Below are 24,339 nucleotides of genomic sequence, written 5' to 3' on the forward strand. Positions count from 1 at the left end.
GTCATTATATCATTACTATTAGCTTTAATATTCGTCAATTTTGTGAAATCACAGACTATTTATTTAACATTCTAATGATTCTTGCAGGATTTCCTGCAACAAACGCATTGGGAGGAACGTCTTTCGTCACGACGGCGCCAGCAGCAACAACAGCATAATCACCAATCGTTACGCCAGGTAAAATCAAGGAATTGGCACCAATCATCACATTTGAACCAATATATACATCTCCCAATCGATATTCTTCAATTAAATATTCATGGGCTAAGATTGTCGTATTGTAACCAATAATCGTATTATCACCAATGTGAATTTTCTCAGGGAACATGGTATCCATCATCACCATTAAAGCAATTGACGTTTTCTCGCCAATTTCCATCTGCAGAAAAGTGCGATAAAGCCAATTTTTTACAGGTAACCACGGAGTAAACCGAGCAATCGTAATCACGATAAAACTCTTCATGACCTTCCAAAAGGAAACGGTTTGATATACTTGCCATAAAGAATTGCTACCTTCTACAGGATATCTCTTAGTTTTCCTCATCTACTTTCTTCGTTCCCTTCACAATATCGATTAAATCGCGAAAGTCGTATAGCATAAAATCTGGATGAAATTGCTGCAAAAATTCTGGGCCTTTGATACTCCATGCTACACCAACAGACGTAATGCCTGCATTTTGAGCTGCTTGAAGATCATATTGGGAATCCCCTACCATCAATGTGGTTTTAGGATCTGCGCCTAGCCTTTCCATTGCAAGAAGCACAGGCTCTGGTGCAGGCTTGTGTAGTTCTGTATCTTCGTATGTTACGATGGTATCCATCAGCACATCTAAGCCAAATAATTTTAAACCCATCATGACGGTATTTTTCATCTTCGTCGTAACTATTCCTAATGTTGCTCCTTCTTGTTTTAGAAGCGCTAGTACTTCCTTCACATGTGGAAATTCCATTACCATCTCATCATGGGTTCTTACATTATGTTCACGATAAATCTCAACCATTTGTTGAGCCGTTTTTTCCTCCCCAAACTGTAACATTTGTTCATATAAGGGGCGACCCATATGGGGAATGATCACTTCACGAGTATATTTTCCAGGATAAAATTGTTCCAATGTATATAAAAAGGAGTTGATGATCAACTCATTCGTATTAATAATCGTTCCATCTAAATCAAATAGTAAAGTCTTATATTTCACTTTGCTTCTCCCTTCACCACAAGTTCAGTATGAGTAATCAGCCTTTGCCATACTTTAGCTGTAAGCATGGTAATCACAAAGGCAACGGCCACACGAATGAGCAACAAAGGAATCACATTGATACCTAAAGGAATAAAAATCAACGTATCCTCAATCACCGCATGACTAGCAACTAGAAAAATAGACAAAAGATATAAATCCCGTTTTGAGAAATTTTCTTCTTTCGAACTCTCAATGATGACTCCAGCACCATAAGCTAATCCAAAAATCAATCCTGCCAATAATGGAACAGATGTCTTCCCGGAAGAAAGTCCTAAAACCCTTGTTAAGGGTTCTAACCATTTGGAAATATATTGAATTGCATGTAAATCCTTTAATAGTTGAATGCCTAACATGAGGGGAAATACGATTAACGCAATTTGCCAAATGCCAAGTAACGCTTTTTTAAAGGCTAATAAGCCGATACCAATCCAAGTTTCAGGTTGTTCTTGAACGGCCGCAACCATTCCATAATGGGCCGAATTATCTCCTCCACGCCAGAAAAGGTAAACAAGAATTCCAGCAGCAAATGATAATCCAATACGTAAGGAAATTGGAACGATCGCCTTAACACCAATTTTTTTAGCCACAACGGTTTCAACCAACAAATTATGAGCAAAACTTAACATGATCGCTAAGATAAAAACGTTTTTTACTGTTAAATCTAAAGACAAAATGGCTCCTATTGCCGCATAAAGATTTAATAAATAGCCTAATGCAAGTGGGATTGCAGCTTCACCAGGTAATCCTATCCATTTCATTAACGGTGTAAAAAAAGAAGTGACCCAATGAATCACTGGGGTATAATTTAAAATTGAAACAATCATCGTGATTGGAAAAACGACTTTTCCTAAAACCCAAGTGGTATGAACACCCGACTTTAGTCCTTTGCTCCAAGTTTCTTTCGTAATCATCTTACACTCCCCCGTTGCTCCTTACCCTTGTTTAATCTTCATATCGTGCTGGCCGAACTGTTTTATATTTTCGAATCCACATAGCAACTAAAGCTAGAAGTATTAATACGACACCAATCAATTGAGCAATACGAACATTTCCATAAGCCATTTCACCTGGTTCAAAATAGATCGCCATAGGGGACCAGAGAATTTTCATTAAAGAAGCTAACCATGTTGGCCCGTCAAAAGCTAGACTGTCTGTTCTTAACCCCTCGATAAAAAAACGACCAATCGAATACCAAATAAAATAGCTTAAAAAAACCATTCCTTGAATCGGATTTTTCTTTCTATACCAAACCAATAGAATCACACCGATGATATTCCAAATCGATTCATATAAAAACGTAGGATGATAATATACACCACCAATATTCATTTGGTCAATGATAAATTGCGGTAAATGAAGATTCTGCAAAAATTCTAAACTCACAGGTCCACCGTGTGCTTCTTGATTCATAAAGTTGCCCCAGCGACCTATCGCTTGCCCTAATAAGATACTTGGTGCCACCAAATCAGCCAACTTTAAAAAAGAGATATTTTTTACTCTAGCAAAGATATACCCTGTTAAAATCGATCCGATCAAAGCCCCGTGTATCGCAAGCCCACCTTTCCAGATCGCAATAATATCCTCAGGGTGCTCAGAATAATAGTCCCATTGAAAAAGTACATAATAAGCCCTTGCTCCAATGATTGCTGCAGGCACCGCATAGATAAGTAAATCCATTAACAGGTCTGCATTAAAACCAATTCGCTTAGATTCCCAAAGAGCGAGTAGCAAACCAAATATGGCAGCTGAACCTAAAATAATTCCATACCAGTGAACTTTTAATGGCCCAAGTTGAAAAGCAATTGGATCAATAGCTAATGTGAACATTCATACCCCTCCATATTCGTTAGTCGATTTCTTCTTCCATGGCCTCCGTTAATCGAGCAGTAAACTCTTTAGCTGCATGATACCCCATTAACTTTAAACGGTAATTCATCGCAGCAACTTCAACGATAACAGCTAGGTTTCGGCCAGGACGAACTGGGATTGTAATTAAAGGAATCTCTGTATCCATAATCTTCATCTTTTCTTCATCTAATCCTAACCGCTCGTAACTCTTATCCTTATCCCACATCTCCAAGTTAATCACTAAAGTAATCTTTTTATGAATTCTTACCGCTCCTGCACCAAATAACGTCATTACATTGATGATCCCTAGTCCTCTAATTTCTAATAAGTGGCGAATTAACTCCGGTGCTGTTCCGATCAATTCATTTTCAGCTGTTTGTCTAATCACTACTGCGTCATCCGCAACTAAGCGATGGCCACGTTTTACTAATTCCAAAGCTGTTTCGCTTTTACCAATTCCACTGCCACCAGTAATCAAAATTCCTACACCATAGACATCAATCAATACACCATGAATCGTCCGGGTAGGGGCTAGTTGGGCCTCCAAATAATTCGTTAATTTACTGATAAAACGAGTGGTATTTAATGGCGTTTTTAGAATCGGAATTTTCCTATCGCAGGCTACCTCCAATAATTCATCTGGTGCTGGCATATCACGAGCAATGATGATGCAGGGTGTATCATCTTGACATAATTGTTCCATCCGCTCCCTTCTCACATCGGAAGGAAGTCCATTAACAAAGGTGATCTCTGTTTTTCCCAAAATTTGTACCCTTTCAGAAGGGTAATATGTAAAAAAACCTGACAATTCTATTCCTGGTCGACTAAGATCGCTTACAGTAACCAATCGGTCTAGATCCGTATCCTTACATAATAATTCTAAGGAAAAATCCTCTAATAAATCTTTTACTTTTAATTTTTTGTCCATTTTATCACTCCACAACATTGTATCCAATGAGTCCTTAAGATAACCCACAAAAGTAACGACTTCCTTCGAAGCTTATTCCGATTACTTTTGCTTGGTCCCGTTATAATAATAGCGACTGATGATAATCAGTCGCTTTTAAAAAATCATAATCTTATTATAAATGATTTTTGATTCAATTGTAAAATTAGAAAATCGCATCTTCACTATCTTTATCAAAGATATGAATTTTGTTCATATCTAATGCCAATTTAACTTGGCTTCCTGCCCTTAATTGAGTGCGGGCATTAATTCTTGCTGTCACAGAATCTTTACCAATTCCAGATAGATATAGGTACATTTCCGAACCCATGTTTTCTGCTACATCGATCGTTGCTGTGAATTGACTTTGTGGTGAGGATTCTAAGAAGATAGGTTCGTCATGGATATCTTCTGGGCGAATCCCAAGGATAATTTCTTTACCTGCATAACCTTTATCGCGAAGAATTTTAGCTTTTCCTTCAGGAATTTGTAAAGTAATGCCTTCTGTTCTAAAGAAAAGCATATCTTCTTTTCCTTCTAATTTACCAGGAATGAAGTTCATCGCTGGTGAACCTATAAATCCAGCAACAAAGATATTTTTTGGATGATTATAGATTTCATTTGGTGTATCTACTTGTTGAACAATACCATCTTTCATAACCACAATCCGATCACCCATGGTCATCGCTTCTGTTTGATCGTGTGTAACATAAACAACGGTTGTTTCAAGACGCTTGTGTAGTTTACTAATTTCTGTCCTCATTTGTACACGCAATTTAGCATCTAAGTTAGAAAGTGGTTCATCCATCAAAAATACTTTTGGTTCACGAACAATCGCTCTTCCTAAGGCAACACGCTGTCTTTGTCCACCAGAAAGCGCTTTAGGTTTACGATCTAATAAATGTTCGATATCAAGAATTTTAGCAGCTTCATGAACTCTTTTCTTGATCTCATCTTTGCTAAATTTTCTAAGTTTCAAACCAAACGCCATATTATCATAAACAGACATATGAGGATATAATGCATAGCTTTGGAATACCATCGCAATATCTCGATCTTTAGGCGCTTTATTATTGACTAGTTCATCGCCAATATAAAGCTCACCCTCAGAGATTTCCTCTAATCCAGCAATCATCCGTAATGTTGTTGATTTACCACAACCAGATGGACCAACAAGCACTAAAAATTCTTTATCTTGAATTTCCAAATTAAAATCTTTTACAACTTCTACATCACCATAACGTTTGTAAATATGATTTAATGTTACCTTTGCCATAAAATTCCCCTCCATTCTGTATTACTTTCATTCTAGCCTATCTTTGTAAGCGTTATCTATGCGCAAATCTTACAATTTTTTCGCATCAATTCTGTGTATTTTGTCCATCATCTTTGTTTAACATCATTATGATTTTAGCAATTACCGCATCCTCAAATTTTTTTACATCAAGATTTGTTGCTTGCTTAATCTTTTCCAAACGATATTGTAGTGTATTACGATGGATATACAACCTTCTGGCAGTCTCACTCATATTTAAATTTTCTTCAAAAAATACCTCTAAAGTCTTATTTAACTCCGGATCATTTGGCCACTGTAATGGTTTAAAAAGTTTTAAACCATCTTCAGGGATTGAAAAAATAAGTCGTTCAAGCTGATGAGTCCAAGGTAATAAGAGATCAACCTGCTGCCACAGTCTCATCACCCATTTTTCATCAAGTAGTAGCTGTCTTCCCTCTTTTATTAAATCTTCTATCTGATCAATAGGATAGTGTAATCCTATTTTTATTTCTTCTTCCCATTCATTTTGAATCATTGCTTGTAAACCATAAGCAAACTCTTCTAATTCAATAGATTGGTGATAGGGTATTTTTAATTCAAGATTTGAGATCACGATCATTAACATGGTTTCAGAGATGGTTACTTCAAAGAAATCGAATTCTAAATACGAATGAAGCAATTCAATCAAAGAATGATCCCATTCACTATGGCGCTGTTTGATAAAAAGAATCGGAATCCACCCTTGATTCCAATTCTTAACTTTATTTACCCATGCGGGAATTTGAATCATTGTAGGTCGTGTATTGGTGTAACTCTTATCCATCCATTGTTCCTTTAGCCATTCTTGCAAACGAGTTTGCTCGGGATCCTCATTTAGGAGATTTTCTTTTAAATAAGCTATCATTTCTACAATTTCTTTCTTTGTAAAGTCTTGCTTTTCTCGTGGTAGGCGTAAATAAGTACGGATATGATCCTTTTCAAACAAAAATATATCATGATTATTCTTTTGATCTTTTTCCTTTTCGGTTGTTGCTGAAACAGAGTAAATCTCTATTTCCATTCTTACTCACCCCTACTCCTCATTCAAAACAAACTTCTGCAACACTTCCCATACCCCATGGTCATTATTCGTCTTTGTCACATAATCGGCCAATGCCTTTATATCTGGATGTCCATTTCCCATAGCTACTCCTAACCCAGCCACTTCAATCATATCCCGATCATTATAACTATCCCCAATCGCAATTACTTGGTCCATAGTGATCCCTTTGCTTTGGGCTAAGTATTGAATAGCTTGTCCTTTCGATGCCTCTCGATGAGAAATCTCTAAGAAATCTGGTTTCGATATGGTAACATGGGCCAAATCCCCATACTTTGTCTGCCACTCCTTTTCCATTCCCTTGATCACTTCTGGTTCATCAATGGTAATGATTTTTAAAGGCTTAGTTTGAAGTTTATCCATCGTTTCAATCAAATCATCTACTTTTTTAAAAGGAACATTTGAAGCCTTACTATATTTCTCCACATATTTATTATGACTTTCAACAATAAGTTCATCGTGTAAATAGATTTGAATATGTTTGTTTTGTTGTCTAAGTTCTTGAATCACTTGAATCGTTAAGTCATATGGTAATAGTCTTTCATACAACACTTCTCCACTAAGGACATTTTTAATGAGTGCACCTTGATAGGTAATAATGGGTACATCGAGCTGAATTTCTTTCGCATATTGAGCTGCAGACTGAAACATTCGGCCTGTTGCTAGTGTCACAGTCACTCCTTTTTTAACAGCTTCTTGTATGGCTTCTATCGTCTGTGGAGAAATTTTTAGATCATCTCTTAATAACGTATCATCTAGATCGATCGCTACTAGTTTGTATTTCATCTATCTCCTACCTTTCTATCCTTTTATCGTCGTATATTTCTAATTTTTCTTTTTCCGTTCCTAATTTGATGATTTTATTCTGCTGATCAACAAAGACGACTTTAGGTTGATGATCTTTAGCTTCTTGATCATCTAACCAACCATAAGCTATAATAATCACTACATCTCCTGGTTGTACCAAACGTGCTGCAGCTCCATTTAAACAGATGGTCCCGCTTCCCTTCTCACCAGTAATCACGTAAGTTTCAAAACGAGCCCCATTATTATTATTCACAATTTGTACTTTTTGACCAGGTAAAATATCTGCTGCCTCCAATAAGTCTTGGTCAATCGTTATACTTCCCACATAATTGAGATTCGCTTCAGTTACAATGGCTCTATGGATTTTTCCAGTCATCATTTCTCTAAGCATTTTCTATACCTCCACAATCATATTGTCTATTAACCTAGTTGTTCCAAATTTAACGGCAAGTGCAATCAATACCTTATGATTGATCTCCTTTACTTCCTCAAGGTTTTCGCCATCAACAATAGAGACATAATCAATATTGGCTAATGGTTGTTGTTGGATCATCATTTCAATTTGCTTTTTTAACCTCATCGCATCCCGCTCACCTTGTTCAATCCTTTCCTTCGCCATATTTAAAGCATGGAAAAGAACAATGGCTTGTCCTCTTTCTTCGGAATTAAGATAAACATTGCGTGAACTCATTGCCAATCCATCTGCTTCTCGTACAATCGGACAAACCACTACCTCTACATCCATATTTAGATCCTTCACCATTCTCTGAATGACAATCACCTGTTGAGCATCTTTTTGTCCAAAATAAGCACGGTCAGGATTTACAATATGAAATAATTTATTAACGACTGTAGTCACGCCCAAAAAATGACCCGGTCTTGATTTTCCACATAATGTTTCCGTCAATTGTTTTACTTCTACATAGGTATTAAATCCTTCTGGATACATTTCATTGATTCCAGGTATAAAAAGTACATTTGCGCCTGCTTCCTGAGACAAACGTATATCCTGTTCTATATTCCTTGGATAACGTTCAAAATCTTCACCTGGGCCAAACTGACGAGGATTAACGAATATACTCACCACGACCAAATCATTCTCAACAGCTGCTCTTCGGATCAAGGAAAGATGACCCTCATGCAAATATCCCATGGTAGGAACAAAGCCTATTTTCTTCCCTTCTTTCCGCATTTCTTTCAAATATGATTTCATTTCTTGAATGTTTTTATAAATCTCCATATTATTTTCCCCCATACAATTGAGATATTGAGATTCGTTCCGAATGAAAGCAATGTTCTTCCCTTGGAAAAGTTCCTTGTTTTACCTCTTTTATATATTGAGAAACAGAATCTTTGATCGTTTGACCAATTTCTGCATATTGTTTTACAAATTTGGGTATATTCCCATGATAAAATCCTAAAAGATCATGAGTGACTAATACCTGCCCATCACAGCCAACACCAGCCCCTATCCCTATGACTGGAATCGAAAGCTGTGAAGAAATCATCGTTGCTAATTCAGCAGGCACCATCTCCAATACGAGGGAAAAAACCCCTGCATCTTCAAGAGCTTTAGCATCTTCAAGCAATTTCCTAGCTTCATTTTCAGTTTTTCCTTGTACATAATATCCACCCATTTGGTGAATAGACTGCGGAGTAAAGCCTAAATGGCCCATGACAGGAATACCCGCTCTTATAATCGCTTTGATCTCTTCTATGATTTCTATACCACCTTCTAATTTTACTGCTTGAGCATGGCCTTCTTGAATAATCCGGCCCGCATTTTTGACGCTTTCTTTGATCCCCATGTGATAGGATAAAAATGGCATATCTCCGATCACAAGCGCTTGATCTACTGCTCGGCTGACGGCTTTTATATGATGAATCATATCCTCCATCGTCACTTGTGTTGTATTTTCATAACCTAATACAACCATTCCTAATGAATCGCCTACAAGTATTCCATCGATTCCACTCTGATCTAATAATTTAGCTGTGGGATAATCATAAGCTGTCAACATCGTGATCTTCTGTCCTTCTTGCTTCATTTTACGAAAAGTTGCTATTGTGTTTCTTTTTTTCATTAGATATTAGCACCTCCTTCATTTTTTCAGCCGAATCAGATGTAATCCGCCCTCCCCGTTTTGCCAGGTCTATCGTTAAAAAACCCATTTGTTGGTAAAGATCAAGCCAGGTTTGGTCTACTTCCCCAAGTACTTCCAAATGCTTTTCTAGTGTACACATGTCACCCCTAGAAATTGGGCCAGTTAAAGCCTTTTCCGTCCCTAAATCGATCACTCGATCGATCGTTTTTTTCACAAGGGGCTCAATTAAGTCTTTTGTTTGATTTTGTTTAAAACCAGCAGTAGTCAGCATTTGGACACCTATATCTACTAATGTGACTAAATAATTTGATAGAATGGTTGCTGCAGTATGATATAAGGCCTTTACATCTGTACGAATCTCCATCCATGAATTTCCACATTGATCTAAAAGAGATTTTAATTCCCCTAACTTTTTCCCTCTTCCTTCTATTGTAAATAAAACAGATTGAAGATCAATAACAGCTTTTTCTGGATCACTAAAAGAAAGCATAGGATGTAATGAACAAACCGTAGCCCCATGATCCCATAAAGAAGATAGCAAATTAGAAGTATGTAAGCCACTCAAATGAAATACTATCTTATTTTCCCATACAATCGGTAAACTAGCCAGTTTTTCAGATATGCTTGCAATTTGATCATCGTTCACTGAAATAGCTATTAGATCTGAGTCTTTTACCAACGCTTCCAATTCTTGATAAGCCATACTTTTGCTTTTGCTCGCAGCCTTTACTGCATGTTGATAGGTACGAGTATAATATCCTACCACTTGAAACCCCTTACGATACCAATATTCACCTAATGACGTACCCACTTTTCCTGCTCCAATAAATCCAATCTTCAATTCATGACCCCCTTCCTAACTTTAATAAAATTTAAAACAGGAGAATATACATACTCTTTTATCTTGTAATGAAATGAAAGCTCTCTTTAGTATTAAAGAAATAACCACCTGATTGGTGGTTATTTCTTATCTTGTGCCAAACCATTTAAAATCACCTTAATAATCCAACTCACAGCAATCCCTCACTAATCTTCTTGAGGCATAATGAACATCGCTATGATATAAACGATAATCCCTGGGAAGGCTGCAGAGAGTACAGATATCAACACATATAATAATCGAACAACCGTCACATCCACATCAAAATAATCTGCAAGTCCTCCTAGTACCCCAGCAATCATCTTATTATTTCTTGATCTTCTTAATTTTTTCATATTACAATCACCCTTTCCCACCTTTATCTATTCATACGTTTCTACTCGAAAATAATTTCAACCTTTTCATGTTTTTCTTCATCTCTGACATCGACAATCGAGCCAAATTGACCTGTTTCAATCACAGTGATCACTCGTTTTTAGGAAGTAGCTTGTGCGTACTCCCGAATTCTTTCTTCTGCCCGTCTTCTATCTCTTTCTAGGATTGGTTTTAAATATTTTCCTGTATAAGATTCTTCTACCTCTATGATTTTTTCAGGGGTACCTTGAGCAATGATGATCCCTCCCCCATCACCACCTTCAGGTCCTAAATCGATGATGTAATCAGAGGTCTTGATGACATCTAGATTATGTTCAATCACAAGTACAGAATCACCATTATCTACAAGTCTTTGCAACACCTGTAATAGTCTAGCAATATCATCTACATGAAGTCCAGTCGTTGGTTCGTCAAGAATATATAAGGTACGACCATTACTACGACGATAAAGTTCAGAAGCTAGTTTCACCCGCTGGGCTTCTCCTCCAGATAAAGTAGTGGCAGGTTGTCCTAATTTAATATATCCCAAGCCAACATCAAACAAAGTTTGTAATTTTCGCTGGATACGTGGAATGTTTTTAAAGAACTCTAGCGCATCTTCCACCGTCATATCGAGTACATCGGAAATCGTTTTTCCCTTATACTTCACTTCTAACGTCTCCCGATTGTAGCGTTTACCCTTACATACCTCACAAGGAACATAGACATCAGGGAGAAAATGCATTTCAATCTTAATGATTCCATCCCCACGGCAAGCCTCGCAACGGCCACCTTTAACATTAAAACTGAAGCGGCCTTTTTTATACCCGCGCACCTTTGCTTCTTGGGTATTTGCAAAAACATCACGAATATCATCAAACACACCTGTGTACGTAGCAGGGTTTGACCTGGGAGTACGCCCAATTGGTGATTGGTCAATATCGATTACCTTATCTAAATACTCGATTCCCCGTAATTCTTTATATTGTCCTGGCTTTTGTTTTGCACCATTTAATTCTTTGGCTAATGTTTTATATAGAATTTCATTAACCATCGTACTTTTACCAGAACCAGATACACCAGTTACACTTGTAAAGACCCCCAGTGGAATTTTTACATTAATATTCTTTAAATTATTTTCCTTTGCTCCCTTTATTTCTAACCATTTTCCATTTGGTTTACGACGTTCAACAGGAACAGAAATAAATTTCCTTCCACTTAAATATTGACCAGTTAGAGAATTCTTATCTGCCATGATCTCTTTTGGCGTTCCCTTCGCGATGACTTGTCCTCCGTGAATTCCTGCCCCTGGCCCAATATCAATAATGTAATCAGCAGCTAACATGGTATCTTCATCATGTTCTACCACGATAAGCGTATTCCCTAAGTCCCGCATATGTTCTAAAGTTCTAATCAGTCGGTCATTATCCCTTTGATGTAGACCAATACTTGGTTCATCTAAGATATAGAGCACTCCCATTAAACTAGAACCGATTTGGGTTGCAAGACGAATCCGCTGAGCTTCACCTCCAGAAAGCGTTCCAGCAGCACGGCTTAAAGTTAAATAGTCTAAGCCTACATTCACTAAAAATCCAAGCCGTGATTTAATTTCTTTCAAAATAAGATAAGCAATCGTTTGTTCTTTTTCTGTTAAAATTAAATTCTCAAAAAAGCTTAATGCATTCTTGATCGAAAGATCTGTAACATAGGCTATATTTTGACCGCCAACTTGTACTGATAAAATTTCTTTCTTTAATCGAGCCCCTTTACAGGTTGGACAAGGCTTATGACTCATAAACTGTTCGATATGGTCTCTTGTATAGTCAGAAACCGTCTCTTTATACCTTCGTTCCAAATTAGGAATAACCCCTTCAAATGGAACATCTGCTTCTCTCACTTGACCAAATTCATTTTCATAACGGAAATGGATTTTTTCTCCTTTACTTCCATGTAAAATTAAATGTAATTGTTCTGCACTTAATTGATCTACAGGAGTGTTCATATCAATACCTAAGTGGTTACAAATCGATTCTAGCAACTGTGGATAATAGGTAGAGCTAATTCCTGCCCATGGTTCGATCGCTCCTTCAACTAATGTTTTCTTAGGATCAGGAATCACTAAATCCGGGTCTACTTCCATCTTGCTTCCTAACCCGTCACATGTAGGACAGGCACCATATGGACTATTAAAGGAGAACATCCTTGGTGATAACTCATCCATACTAAATCCACAGATTGGACAAGCCAATTTTTGACTAAATAAAAGCTCTTCCTCGCCAATGATTTCCACAATCACTTTGCCATCAGCCATCTGTAATGCTGTTTCTAATGAATCGGCTAACCTTGTTTGAATATCAGGCTTTAAGATAATGCGGTCAACAACCACTTCAATTGTATGTTTCTTATTCTTCTCAAGCTTGATTTCTTCACTGACATCTAAAACTTCTCCATCGACACGGACACGAACAAATCCCTGCTTTTTGATATCTTCTAAAACCTTGCTATGCTCCCCTTTTCTCCCCTCTATGACTGGAGCAAGAATCTGCATTTTCGTCCGCTCTGGATAACTCAACAACCGGTCTACCATTTGTTCAATGGTCTGTGCACTGATTTCTGTTCCATGAACAGGACAATGTGGTTTTCCGATTCGTGCAAATAATAGACGTAAATAATCGTAAATTTCCGTAACCGTTCCAACAGTAGAACGAGGATTTTTGCTAGTGGTTTTTTGATCAATGGAAATAGCGGGGGACAATCCATCAATAGAATCCACATCCGGTTTATCCATTTGACCTAAAAACTGTCTAGCATAAGCTGATAAAGATTCCACATAACGGCGTTGCCCTTCAGCATAAATCGTATCAAAGGCTAAAGAGGATTTCCCTGAACCACTTAACCCAGTCAATACGACAAATTTGTCACGGGGAATCGATACATCAATATTTTTTAGGTTGTGAACCCTTGCTCCTTTTATTTCAATCTTTTCTTGTGGCATTATAGATCCCCTTCCACTTTCAATTCCATGATGAGATCACGTAATTCTGCTGCTTTTTCAAAATGGAGTTCTTTAGCAGCAGCTTTCATTTCTTTTTCTAAACGCTCAATCATTTGAACTCTTTCCTTCTTACTCATTTTTCTCTGTTTTCCTTGACCATAATCAGCCTTTTGCTCAGCAACCTTCACTGCTTCGATCACATCGCTCACTTTCTTACGAATGGTCATAGGAACAATGTGATGTTCTTTATTATAAGCGATCTGAATGTTACGGCGTCGTTCCGTTTCTTCTATCGCTCTTCTCATTGAATCGGTGATTTTATCCGCATACATAATCACCATGCCATTAGCGTTTCTCGCTGCCCGGCCAATCGTCTGAATTAAAGAAGTTTCAGAACGTAAAAACCCTTCTTTATCTGCATCAAGAATTGCAACCAATGAAACTTCTGGTATATCTAAACCTTCTCTTAAAAGGTTGATTCCCACAAGAACATCAAACTCTCCTAGTCGCAATCCACGTATAATTTGCATTCGTTCCAAGGTTTTAATATCTGAATGAAGGTATTTCACCTTGATACCAATTTCCTTTAGATAGTCTGTTAAATCCTCTGCCATCTTTTTCGTTAAGGTAGTCACCATGACTCGTTCTTCTTTTTCGATTCGTAAATTGATTTCACCAATTAAATCATCAATTTGTCCTTTAATTGGGCGAACATCAATGACAGGGTCTAGTAACCCAGTTGGACGAATAATTTGTTCGATTACTTCTGGGGCATGTTCCAATTCATAGGGTCCAGGTGTAGCCGAAACATAAACGATTTGGTGAATGTGCTTTTCAAATTCATCAAACCATAGAGGCCTGTTATCCAAAGCGGAAGGCAAACGAAAGCCATGATCGACAAGTACCTGTTTACGTGCCCTATCTCCATTGTACATTCCCCGAATTTGGGGAATCGTTACATGGGATTCATCGATCATCATTAAAAAATCATCAGGAAAATAATCTAACAAGGTGTTAGGAGTAGAACCAGCAGGCCTTCCTTCTAAATGCCTAGAATAGTTCTCAATTCCTGAACAAAATCCAACCTCTGCCATCATTTCCAGATCATATCTTGTTCTTTGTTCTAAACGCTGGGCTTCCAATAATTTCCCTTGATCTCTTAATTCTTTTAATCTAGCGTCTAATTCCTCTTCGATATTTTTAAGTGCTAATTTCATTTTTTCTTCTCTTGTTACGAAGTGAGAAGCAGGAAAAATCGCGATGTGATCTCGGTCACCAATAATTTCACCTGTAAGCACATCGATTTCCCGAATTCGTTCGATCTCATCGCCAAAAAACTCGACACGTACCGCTTGTTCACTACGAGAAGCCGGAAAGATTTCAATCACATCGCCACGAACTCGGAAGGTTCCACGAGTGAAATTAATATCATTTCGCTGATATTGAATATCCACCAATTTTCTTAAGACTTCATTTCGCTCTCGTTCCATTCCTACTCTTAATGAAAGAACAAGCTCTCGATACTCTTCTGGAGATCCTAATCCATAAATACTTGACACACTAGCGACAATAATAACGTCCTTTCGTTCAAATAAAGCACTAGTCGCAGAGTGGCGTAATTTATCGATTTCATCATTGATGCTTGCATCTTTTTCAATATACGTATCCGTCTGTGGAACATAGGCTTCTGGTTGGTAATAATCGTAGTAACTTACAAAATATTCAACAGCGTTATTAGGGAAAAACTCCTTAAATTCACTAGCCAATTGAGCAGCAAGCGTTTTATTATGAGCAATCACTAAAGTTGGTTTATTCACTTGAGCAATCACATTGGCCATCGTAAATGTTTTTCCTGTCCCTGTTGCCCCTAATAGTACTTGGTGTTGTTTATTTTCTTTTATTCCCTGAACTAAAGCTTCAATTGCTTTAGGTTGATCCCCTTGTGGTTTATACTCTGATTGTAGTTGGAAAACTTGATCCATCCTCAATATCTCCTTGTCAATCACACATATAAATAAATTATATCATATCTATAGTGAAAACGAAAAGAACAAATGTTCCTTGAATGGTCAAAAAAAACGAGCTACTTGTTTTTAAGCAGCCTTTGTCTACTTCTGATTCTATTCTTGGCAAAAATCTACTTTTTAAGCCCCACGGAAGATTTTTTCCACTTTCTGTCTAAATAATTTCAACAAATTATGATCTTCCATTTCGATATAATAGGGTGCTTCGTCATCGGGAGCTAAGATGATTCCTAATTGATGATGATCACCCTCATAAAGGGAATGTTGAACCAATTTGATATGTCCTGAAAGATTAATGATTTCTAGCTTTGCAAAGGCTGATTGACTTTGAAGAGCCTCATAAAGCCCTCGTTTATCAGTAACTGGAATGCCATTCACTTTTTTTATCGTTTCACCCGATTTGATCCCCATTCTTGCCGCTGGACTTCCCGGGATCACTTCTAGAACTCTTAGACCATCATTAGGATGAACAAAAAGCACACTTCTTTTTGCTTCTGCCCTCTTCCCAATAAGTCTTAATCCTTCATGAGCTAGTGCTGCAAAAAGAGCAGCAATGATTTGAAGGGGTAGCCAATATTCTGCAGCAAAAGCTAGTCCAAATAAAAATACGCTATAAATCATTAAGTGTTTTGAAGCCACTTTGCTTTTTTCAACAGATGTATAAACAGTAGTAACATCTGAATAACCAATGATAGCTGGAACTGGTAAAATCGTTAGACTTGATGACCCACCAATCAAAGGCCACCAAGTAGAGGATAGCTCGATTCCTTGACTTGAATCACCAGTAGAAACAACTAAAAATAAGGGTAGTAGCCAAAAAGCTTGAATATATTGCCCCCCTATCAATTTTCCTCTTTTGGTTTCGATGAATAAGGGTGTCGATGTTTTTTCAGCTTGCAAGCGAATGAGAAATGCCTCGATCAAATGTAAAATGGCAACAATGGCGATAAGAGAGGGAATATGTAATTGAGTCACCATCTCCCAAAATGGTTTTAACCAAACTATTTCTGGTGTTGGAAAAAGTCGCATGATACCTGCTAATAGTCCTAATATACCTGCCGCATAGGAAAGACAAAGAAAGCGAATATGAAAAAAAATTAAAATCGCAGTAATCAACCAAACGATTCCCATCTCATATGGGTGAAATACTACGCCTAATGACATCATCAAACCTGATCCAACTACACCACCAATCAATCCATATCCGAGAGAACCTAGTACTTCTAAGGGAACTGAATGAATCCGAGAACTAAATAAGGCTCTTTCCAATATCATTTGTCTTCTATATTGAAGGATGATCAGAATCAAACCAATATACAACATAGGCTGTAAAAAAAGAAAAGGTATTTTCTTGATCAGTTCAATTAGCAGTTCCATTCATATGACTTCCTTCCCTTGATCATTTTGCATAAAATAGCCAATGAAAAATACCACATCATCATATGTGGTATTTATTCGATACTTGGATTTCGATTTCCTGCTTTTCTATTTTATTGCTTTTAATAATGTTTCAATGGCTACTTGAAGCTGCAAATCATTTTTTGGATCTCTAATTCGTTCAATGATTTTATCTTGAAGCTTGTTAGCAGTGACTTGATCCACTACACCACTTGCGTTTAATCCATTTGCTTTTTGGAAGGCTTGAACAGCTAAGACCGTCTCTTGATCAAAGTACCCATCAGTTCTTCCTGTTTTATAGCCTAACCCATTCAATATAATCTGTAGATTTTTCACATCATTACTATTTGTATCTCGTTTTAATTGAATATCTTCTGGAAATGGTGCTGCATGGAAATATTCAGGCTGTTCCATCTTCACATCAGGTTGAATTCCCTTTTGATGAATCCAATTTCCATTTGGTGTTAACCATTTTGCAACTGTCAATTTAACATTACTGCCATCCGAAAGTTCAAAAGGATTCTGTACCGTACCTTTACCAAAGGAAGGCTCTCCAACCACTGGGTAATGTCCAGCCTCTTGTAATGCAGCTACTAATATTTCAGCAGCACTGGCACTTCCACCGTTAATTAGAGAAACAATCGGGTAGCTTGGTTGTTCCATTTCAGAATGATATTGTTCTCTTTTTTTGTTACGGTCCTCTACTTGAACAATAATCCCTTTATTTGGGACAACTAAATTCCCAATCTCTAATACACTCTGTAGGTATCCACCGGGATTCCCGCGAACATCAATAATTAAACCTTTAATACCCTTGCTTTCTAAGTCTTTTAAAGCCTTTTTAAATTCCGCTGCTGTATTCTCACCAAAATTCGTAATTTCAATTTTACCCAATGTTCCTTTTTTGGAAGAAATCGTGCTTGAATAAACGGTTTCAATTGGAATTTCATCACGTATTACAGTTATCTCAATTGGTGCCTCTATACCTGGGCGAACAATTTCTAACACTGCTTTTGTCCCTTTTGGTCCTCTAATTTTGCTAACCGCTTCGATTAAATTAAGCCCTTCTAAAGACTCGCCATTCACTTTAATGATTTGGTCTCTAGGTCGAATTCCTGCTTTTTCAGAAGGACTCCCTTTTATTGGCGCGATCACAGTGATTTTACCATTTTCAATCGTTACCTCTGTCCCAATCCCTTCAAAAGAATCATTTAAACTTCCGAAAAAATCCTTCGATTCTTTCGCATCCATATATGTGGAATGTGGATCATTTAAGGACTGAACCATACCTCTAATTGCCCCATCGATTAGTTCGTTTCCATTTTTCTTTTCAACATATGATTGTAATATGGTCTGATAAACATCAACTAGTTTATTCATCTCTTTCGGAACGGATTCAGTTCCAGATGGTTGGTTTATCACGATTCCATTCCCATCAACAACCATTGCAGTGACCAAACTACTTAGTACAATTGATAGTACAAGTAGGATTAATAATGTACGACCCTTAACCATCAATTCCACGCACCACCTTCGTTAGACTATTTACATTATATGATGGGCATGTACAAAATATGAAGTTATTTCTTTAAATAATTCCATGGATTGACAGCCTGTTTATTTTTCTGAACCTCAAAATGTAAATGTGGACCAGTAGAACGTCCAGTAGAACCAACTTCAGCAATTTTTTCTCCTTTTTTCACTTCTTGACCTACTTTTACTTTAATTCCACCATTTCGTATGTGTCCATACAACGTCCAAATACCACTCCCATGATCAATCATCACTGTATTACCGTAACCACTCACATAAGTAGCAAGGATAACAACCCCATCATCTGCTGCAACAATATCTATTCCTTGTGGAGCACCGATGTCAATTCCATCGTGACCAGTCTTTTTACCAGTTATAGGATGGATTCTCAAGCCAAAATCTGAAGTAATTCTAGTACTAGCAGGTAATGGCCAAGCAAACTTCCCACCACTATATTTAATATTTAATTTATTTTTTTCCCTTAATAAAGCAGCCTCTTTTTCAGCTAATTCTTTTACTAGATTTTGTTCTTCTTCTTTAAATTCAGCTAATTCTTGTGCCTGTTGGTTGAGTGAGGCAATTTTCACCTTTCTTTCTTCTTTCTTAGCAACTAATGTTTTTCTTAAATTCTCGGTTTCTCCAAATAACTGTTCCAATCTGGCTAATGAACGTTCAATCTCTTTTTTCTTCTCCACGATTGTGTTACGGTCTTTAATATTTTCTTCTAGTATTTTTTTATCTGAATCTACTATTTTTTGTAGGATATTAAATCTTTGTAAGAAATCTGAAAAACTTGTAGCCCCTAAAAAAACATCAAGGTAATCAACATCTCTATTACGTGCCATCAATCGCACCCTTGTTCTTAATAGATCGTCCCGTTCTTCTACTCTTTTTTCTGCTAACTCTAATTGATTAGCAGCTTCCTTTGCTTGAGTGGTCACTTTTTCAATTTGACCTTCTAATGTAAAAATTTTATTTTCTGTTTCGTTAATTTGTGTCTCTAAGGAAACAAGCTCTTTTTGAATGCTTTTTTTTGTTGAATTAATTTGCTTTAGTTGCATGTCAATGTTTCTTGCTTTATTTGCAGCCTCTTTCTTTTTTAGCTGAATTTGTTGGATCTGCTTGTCCAATTGCTGCGATTTGCTCACGGCTTTAGTTTCAATCATTGGGAAACTGATAGAAAAAAATAAACTTAGTGTTAGAACCAATGACAGCCATCGTCTTTTATCCATCTATTTTTTCTCCTTCCTCTCCCATTTTTCATTCTTCGTTTTCAATTCTCAATTCTCAATTCTAAAAATCCTTAAATTTTTAGGAATCGCCGCACTGACATCATACTTCCCCAAATTCCAATAAATGCCCCGATTACAACTAAGATTAGTGAAATTTGATAAGTTAATGGATATACTGGTAAAAACTTAAAGAATAAAAATGATAGATTCACTTTGTCTAATAGAGTGCGGTAACCTATGTATAAAAGAATAATTGGGCCAATCGAACCTAAAACCCCTAGTAAAAATCCTTCAACAAAAAATGGCCAGCGTATAAACCAATTTGTTGCTCCAACGAGCTTCATAATCTGAATTTCTCTTCTTCTGGCGTAAATCGTAATTTTGATCGTATTCGAAATTAAGAACATTGCTGTAAAGGCTAAACCAAGCGTAAAGGCCAAGCCAATGTTTCTCACCCATTTTGTGACAGCAAATAGTTTCTCAACAGTAGCTTTTCCATAATCTACATTAGAAACCATTTGAATTTTTGCAATTTTTTCTGCAACCTGTCCAGTGGTCTCGGGATTAAATGCACGAACTTGAAAACTATCATATAGCGAATTTTCTTCATCAAAGCCTTCTAATAGATAGGCATCTTTCCCTAAACGTTCTTTTAGTTGTTTTAAAAGTTCTTCTTTGGAAATGAAAGTAACGGATTTAACCCCATCCATATTACGTATCTCGTTTTCAATTTCCTTAATTTGTGCATCTTTTGCATTTAGGTCTAATTCGACAGTAATTTCAACCTGGTCTTCAATAATCTTTGTCATATAATTCACATTCATAGCAAGTAAAAGAAAGACACCTAATATGAGAAGGGTAATGGCTACCGCACTTACTGATGCAAAGGTCATCCAACCATTTCTGCCAATATTTCGAAAGCCTTCTTTTATATGTCGTCCTACTGTATTAAGATTCATAGCCGTATTCACCTCGCTGCTGATCCCTAACAACACTTCCATTCTCGATCGCAATAACCCGTTTTCTCAACTTATTCACGATCTCTTTATTATGCGTTGCCATCACAATCGTTGTTCCTCGGAAATTGATTTTTTCAAATAGGTCCATAATTTCCCATGAAGTATCAGGGTCAAGATTACCTGTTGGTTCATCAGCAATAATCACGGAAGGGCTATTTACCAATGCTCTTGCCAATGCAACTCGTTGTTGTTCCCCACCTGATAATTGATTTGGCATAGCATTCATTTTTTCTTTTAAACCAACTAATTCAAGAACTTCAGGCACCCGTTTACGAATCAGTTTTTTTGGCGCCTCAATAACTTCCATTGCAAAAGATACATTTTCATATGCCGTTAAATTGGGTAACAAGCGATAATCTTGAAATACAACACCAATATTACGACGAATTTGCGGAATTTGTCGTTCTTTTAATTTTTCAACATTAAATCCATTTAAAAAAATTTGACCTTTCGTTGGGCGTTCTTCTCGATACATCAATTTAATAAATGTCGATTTACCGGCACCACTAGGGCCAACAACATATACAAATTCACCTTTGTTAATCTTAATATTTATAGCTTGTAAGGCATTAACACCATTCGGATATGTTTTCCAAACATCAAACATTTCTATCATAGTTTCACTTCTCTTCCTTATAATCTTAGATGGTGAAATTCATAAGTGGATTTTTATTCTTTTCGACATATCTCCAAAAAATCCTTTAAAAATTTTCAAGAAATATATGCTTTCCCACCCTCATTTTTCCATTAGCGACACTTTTCTAGTATTTATCTCATTATCTTTGTGAGAAAAAGTATTTCCCGGGAAAAAAATGACGAAAAAAGTAAATATGTACAATAACCTAACACTCACAAATAACGCTACTGGATTCATCAAAGTTTCTGGCAACTTTAGACAAAAAAAGACCTCTACATTTTTTACATAGTAGAGATCCTTTTACTACATTAATTATTTAACTTCCCTCCGAAAGAAGTCTCCCACTTCTAAACGTTAAGGTGTGCCAACACCAGTGAAAGTGGGAGATGAATTTCGGTTATGCGTAGCCTAAAGTTGTCTTTTTTTGCTATGATATTAGCGGGTAGTTCACTAGGTTTTCTTTATGCTATTTTTTAAACTTCCACCTGTTGGCTTGGTTGAATGATAGGATAGGATTTTTTCATTTGCATGGCTACAACTGCTGCAACAAACGCTTTAATTAGATCCCCTGGAATAAAAGCAAGGTTAGAAATAAGCGCTTCGTATATATTCAACTTGGCCACGACAGCTAAATAAGGAATCCCAATCGCATAAACGATGAGAATACCACCAATGACATGAAAAAGAGTCAACTTCCAAACCTTAAGATTTTGCCATGAACGCTCTACTAATAAACCTATGACAAACGCTGCAATTGGCCAACTTAAAACATATCCACCTGTTGGGCCAAGCAAAACAGATATACCTCCACTTCCACCAGACAAGACTGGTGCTCCTACCGCTGCTAAAAGAACAAGAACGAGCATACTTAAACCACCTCGTTTAGCTCCTAATACTGATCCTGCCAACATCACGCCTAAGGTTTGCGCAGTAATCGGTACAGGTATAAATGCAAGTGGTATCGCTGGTAAATAACCAAGTACGGCAACGACCGCAGTAAATAATGCTACATACATCATCTCTTTTAATTTCATCTTTCGTCCCTACCTTCACATCTAATTATCATTAATTGTTTCTAAAAATTTGGAAATCTTTAACTCTAGCATAAAGGTAGGTTCATTATTTGTCAACTTAATTTTTATCAATAGTTAACATTTAATTTTTTAAAGAACAACTTGGCTTATGCCAAGCGTTGCACTTATACTTTCCTAAAATCGGGTAGGAGGCTGGCCATTATTTGACCAGCCGACCTCCCACAGCACCGTACGTACCGTTCGGTATACGGCGCTTCCAAAGTTTACACGTCACTTCGCAGAATAACACTCACTAAAACTAAGATATCCAACCCGCTTAAATCGCTCGTTAGATAGGGCTTTTGTCAAGATAGGGCTATGAGCAGTACGCCAATAGCCTTTTCTTGTATTCGCCCACATCCACGCTTGCTCCTCACTCACGCCTGCCTTCTTGAGGTTTTCAAAGCGTGTCCGGATTCGTTTCCATCGTTTCCAGGTCACCATTCGTATGCGACTTCTCAGCCACTCGTCTAAACTACTGACCAGATTCTTTGCATCCGCCAGTTTGAAGTAATTTGTCCAGCCTCGCACTACTTGATTGAGTTTGGTTCTTCGTTCTTCGATTCCCATTCCATTGCTGCGCCCAGTAACTTCTCGGATTTTGTCCTTAAGTTTCTGAATGCTTTTAGGATGGATTCTTAAACGCCCTTCTCCTCTGTAGATGTAGAAACTATATCCCAGATACTTGACGTAATTTACATGCGATACCTTCGTTTTCTCCCTGTTAACTCTCAGGAATAACCTTCCCTCAATATACGGGAGGATGTGGTCGAGCGTTCGCTTTGCCGCTTTCTTGCTTTTGCAGAAAATCATCATGTCATCTGCATAGCGTACAAAGCGGTGTCCCCGCTTTTCCAGCTCGTGGTCGCATTCGTTGAGCATAATGTTGCCAAGTAAGGGGCTTAGAGGGCCACCCTGTGGTACCCCCTCTGGACTTTCTTCAAACATCCCGCCATCCATAACTCCTGCTTTCAGGAATTTATGGATTAGCGATATGACCCGCCCATCTTTTATCGTCTCCGACAATATCTGAATCAGCTTGCTTTGGTTTACCGTATCGAAATACTTTTCCAAGTCCATATCGACTACGTATTTATAACCGTCTGTAATATGAGCTTGGCATCTCCGCAGGGCATCATGTGCGCTTCGGTTCGGTCGGAAACCGTAGCTGTTGTCTGAAAACTGCTTCTCGAAAATGGGTGACAGCACTTGAGTTATCGCTTGTTGGATTAACCTGTCCACGACGGTCGGTATTCCTAGTTTTCTGGTCTGTCCGTTCTCTTTGGGTATCTCAACCCGCCGCACGGGTTTTGGACGGTATTTTCCGTCCCAGAGGGATTTCAGGAGTTCGTCCTTATGTTCTTTCAGGAAGGGTAGAAGTTCATCCACCTGCATGCCGTCAATTCCACCTGCACCTTTATTCCTTTTCACTTGTTTATAGGCTCGATTGAGGTTTTCGGCGCTGAGGATTTTCTCCATCAGTCTCTCTGTCTGCTTGTTTGTGTTGGTGTTGTCGGTTTCGGTCATCTTTGGTGGCGCGCACACTTCTGCATACTCTCTCTGTTCCGCAGATACCCTTTGCAGATAGTCTTCCAATTGAAGTTGTCTGTGTTTTGAATTACCACTTTCAGTAACTTTCATTGACCCACACCTCCTTTGGTTCGGCCCTTCCTTCGGTGTCTAGAACACCTCTGTATTATGGCTTCGGCTGACTCCTCACGACAAATCTTGTTTCAACCGGGTTTCATACTCCGTTTCCACCCGTCCGTGAGGCCTCCCACGGTAAGACGATTCACTTTCGTTCCATGTACCCGCAACATTTACGCTGACGTGTCCGTGTAGCTTTTGGGCTTTGACTTGTCAAGCAGTCTTACC

General features: G+C 37.7%; 22 protein-coding genes. All 22 read right to left on the minus strand.

The genetic code is table 11. The features are described from left to right. Positions 1–55 precede the first annotated feature (55 nt). The 22 genes from TEPIDINF_RS09650 to ltrA all read right to left on the minus strand — a co-directional run bounded on the left by TEPIDINF_RS09650 (position 56) and on the right by ltrA (position 24,105). Positions 56–544, minus strand: a complete 489-nt coding sequence (locus tag TEPIDINF_RS09650) for an acyltransferase (RefSeq protein WP_068726117.1) — start codon at positions 542–544, stop codon at positions 56–58. Continuing rightward, complete coding sequence (ppaX, locus tag TEPIDINF_RS09655; RefSeq protein WP_068726120.1) at positions 531–1,196, minus strand: pyrophosphatase PpaX; 666 nt, start codon at positions 1,194–1,196, stop codon at positions 531–533. The genes TEPIDINF_RS09650 and ppaX overlap by 14 nt, the downstream gene beginning before the upstream one ends. After that, positions 1,193–2,149 carry a nucleoside recognition domain-containing protein gene (locus TEPIDINF_RS09660; RefSeq protein WP_068726122.1) on the minus strand — a complete coding sequence of 319 codons (957 nt, stop codon included), beginning with the start codon at positions 2,147–2,149 and terminating at the stop codon, positions 1,193–1,195. Before TEPIDINF_RS09660 ends, ppaX begins: the two co-directional genes overlap by 4 nt. Before the next feature lie 31 nt (positions 2,150–2,180). Then, complete coding sequence (gene lgt / locus TEPIDINF_RS09665; protein WP_068726124.1) at positions 2,181–3,065, minus strand: prolipoprotein diacylglyceryl transferase; 885 nt, start codon at positions 3,063–3,065, stop codon at positions 2,181–2,183. A 19-nt stretch (positions 3,066–3,084) separates the two neighbouring features. Continuing rightward, a complete protein-coding gene (hprK, locus tag TEPIDINF_RS09670; RefSeq protein WP_068726126.1) occupies positions 3,085–4,014 on the minus strand; it encodes an HPr(Ser) kinase/phosphatase in 930 nt (309 codons plus the stop codon). Between the two features lie 184 nt (positions 4,015–4,198). Further along, a complete protein-coding gene (locus TEPIDINF_RS09675; protein ID WP_068726128.1) occupies positions 4,199–5,308 on the minus strand; it encodes an ABC transporter ATP-binding protein in 1,110 nt (369 codons plus the stop codon). Between the two features lie 85 nt (positions 5,309–5,393). Beyond that, the gene (locus TEPIDINF_RS09680) at positions 5,394–6,368 is read right to left on the minus strand and encodes a PucR family transcriptional regulator (RefSeq protein WP_421691866.1); all 975 of its coding nucleotides are present in this window, start codon (positions 6,366–6,368) and stop codon (positions 5,394–5,396) included. Positions 6,369–6,380: 12 nt separating this feature from the next. Beyond that, positions 6,381–7,193 carry a Cof-type HAD-IIB family hydrolase gene (locus tag TEPIDINF_RS09685; RefSeq protein ID WP_068726132.1) on the minus strand — a complete coding sequence of 271 codons (813 nt, stop codon included), beginning with the start codon at positions 7,191–7,193 and terminating at the stop codon, positions 6,381–6,383. Between the two features lie 7 nt (positions 7,194–7,200). Beyond that, a complete protein-coding gene (gene panD, locus TEPIDINF_RS09690) occupies positions 7,201–7,605 on the minus strand; it encodes an aspartate 1-decarboxylase (protein ID WP_068726134.1) in 405 nt (134 codons plus the stop codon). A 3-nt stretch (positions 7,606–7,608) separates the two neighbouring features. After that, positions 7,609–8,454: a pantoate--beta-alanine ligase gene (gene panC, locus TEPIDINF_RS09695; protein ID WP_068726136.1), complete on the minus strand. Its 846-nt coding sequence runs from the start codon at positions 8,452–8,454 to the stop codon at positions 7,609–7,611. A 1-nt stretch (position 8,455) separates the two neighbouring features. Continuing rightward, the gene (gene panB / locus TEPIDINF_RS09700) at positions 8,456–9,298 is read right to left on the minus strand and encodes a 3-methyl-2-oxobutanoate hydroxymethyltransferase (RefSeq protein ID WP_068726138.1); all 843 of its coding nucleotides are present in this window, start codon (positions 9,296–9,298) and stop codon (positions 8,456–8,458) included. Further along, positions 9,264–10,160: a Rossmann-like and DUF2520 domain-containing protein gene (locus tag TEPIDINF_RS09705; RefSeq protein WP_068726140.1), complete on the minus strand. Its 897-nt coding sequence runs from the start codon at positions 10,158–10,160 to the stop codon at positions 9,264–9,266. The genes panB and TEPIDINF_RS09705 overlap by 35 nt, the downstream gene beginning before the upstream one ends. A 185-nt stretch (positions 10,161–10,345) precedes the next feature. After that, positions 10,346–10,534: a PspC domain-containing protein gene (locus TEPIDINF_RS09710; protein WP_068726142.1), complete on the minus strand. Its 189-nt coding sequence runs from the start codon at positions 10,532–10,534 to the stop codon at positions 10,346–10,348. A 140-nt stretch (positions 10,535–10,674) separates the two neighbouring features. Further along, positions 10,675–13,548, minus strand: a complete 2,874-nt coding sequence (gene uvrA / locus TEPIDINF_RS09715; RefSeq protein WP_421691867.1) for an excinuclease ABC subunit UvrA — start codon at positions 13,546–13,548, stop codon at positions 10,675–10,677. After that, entirely contained in the window at positions 13,548–15,530 is a 1,983-nt protein-coding gene (gene uvrB, locus TEPIDINF_RS09720) for an excinuclease ABC subunit UvrB (protein ID WP_421691868.1), read from the minus strand. Before uvrB ends, uvrA begins: the two co-directional genes overlap by 1 nt. A 162-nt stretch (positions 15,531–15,692) precedes the next feature. After that, the gene (locus tag TEPIDINF_RS09725; protein WP_421691869.1) at positions 15,693–16,949 is read right to left on the minus strand and encodes a PDZ domain-containing protein; all 1,257 of its coding nucleotides are present in this window, start codon (positions 16,947–16,949) and stop codon (positions 15,693–15,695) included. Between the two features lie 108 nt (positions 16,950–17,057). After that, positions 17,058–18,485, minus strand: coding sequence for a S41 family peptidase (locus TEPIDINF_RS09730; protein ID WP_069801077.1), 1,428 nt, complete (start codon positions 18,483–18,485; stop codon positions 17,058–17,060). 65 nt (positions 18,486–18,550) lie between these two features. After that, positions 18,551–19,735, minus strand: a complete 1,185-nt coding sequence (locus TEPIDINF_RS09735; RefSeq protein WP_421691870.1) for a murein hydrolase activator EnvC family protein — start codon at positions 19,733–19,735, stop codon at positions 18,551–18,553. A 71-nt stretch (positions 19,736–19,806) separates the two neighbouring features. Then, the gene (ftsX, locus tag TEPIDINF_RS09740; protein WP_421691871.1) at positions 19,807–20,694 is read right to left on the minus strand and encodes a permease-like cell division protein FtsX; all 888 of its coding nucleotides are present in this window, start codon (positions 20,692–20,694) and stop codon (positions 19,807–19,809) included. Continuing rightward, positions 20,684–21,370: a cell division ATP-binding protein FtsE gene (gene ftsE, locus TEPIDINF_RS09745; RefSeq protein WP_068726156.1), complete on the minus strand. Its 687-nt coding sequence runs from the start codon at positions 21,368–21,370 to the stop codon at positions 20,684–20,686. Before ftsE ends, ftsX begins: the two co-directional genes overlap by 11 nt. Positions 21,371–21,864: 494 nt before the next feature. Beyond that, entirely contained in the window at positions 21,865–22,425 is a 561-nt protein-coding gene (locus TEPIDINF_RS09750) for a biotin transporter BioY (RefSeq protein WP_068726158.1), read from the minus strand. Between the two features lie 270 nt (positions 22,426–22,695). Next, on the minus strand, positions 22,696–24,105 hold the full coding sequence (ltrA, locus tag TEPIDINF_RS09755) for a group II intron reverse transcriptase/maturase (RefSeq protein ID WP_421691872.1): 1,410 nt from the start codon (positions 24,103–24,105) through the stop codon (positions 22,696–22,698). Between the last annotated feature and the right edge of the window lie 234 nt (positions 24,106–24,339).

It is taken from the genome of Tepidibacillus infernus (assembly GCF_048898065.1).
In the GTDB taxonomy this organism is placed as follows: Bacteria; Bacillota; Bacilli; order Tepidibacillales; family Tepidibacillaceae; genus Tepidibacillus_B; species Tepidibacillus_B infernus.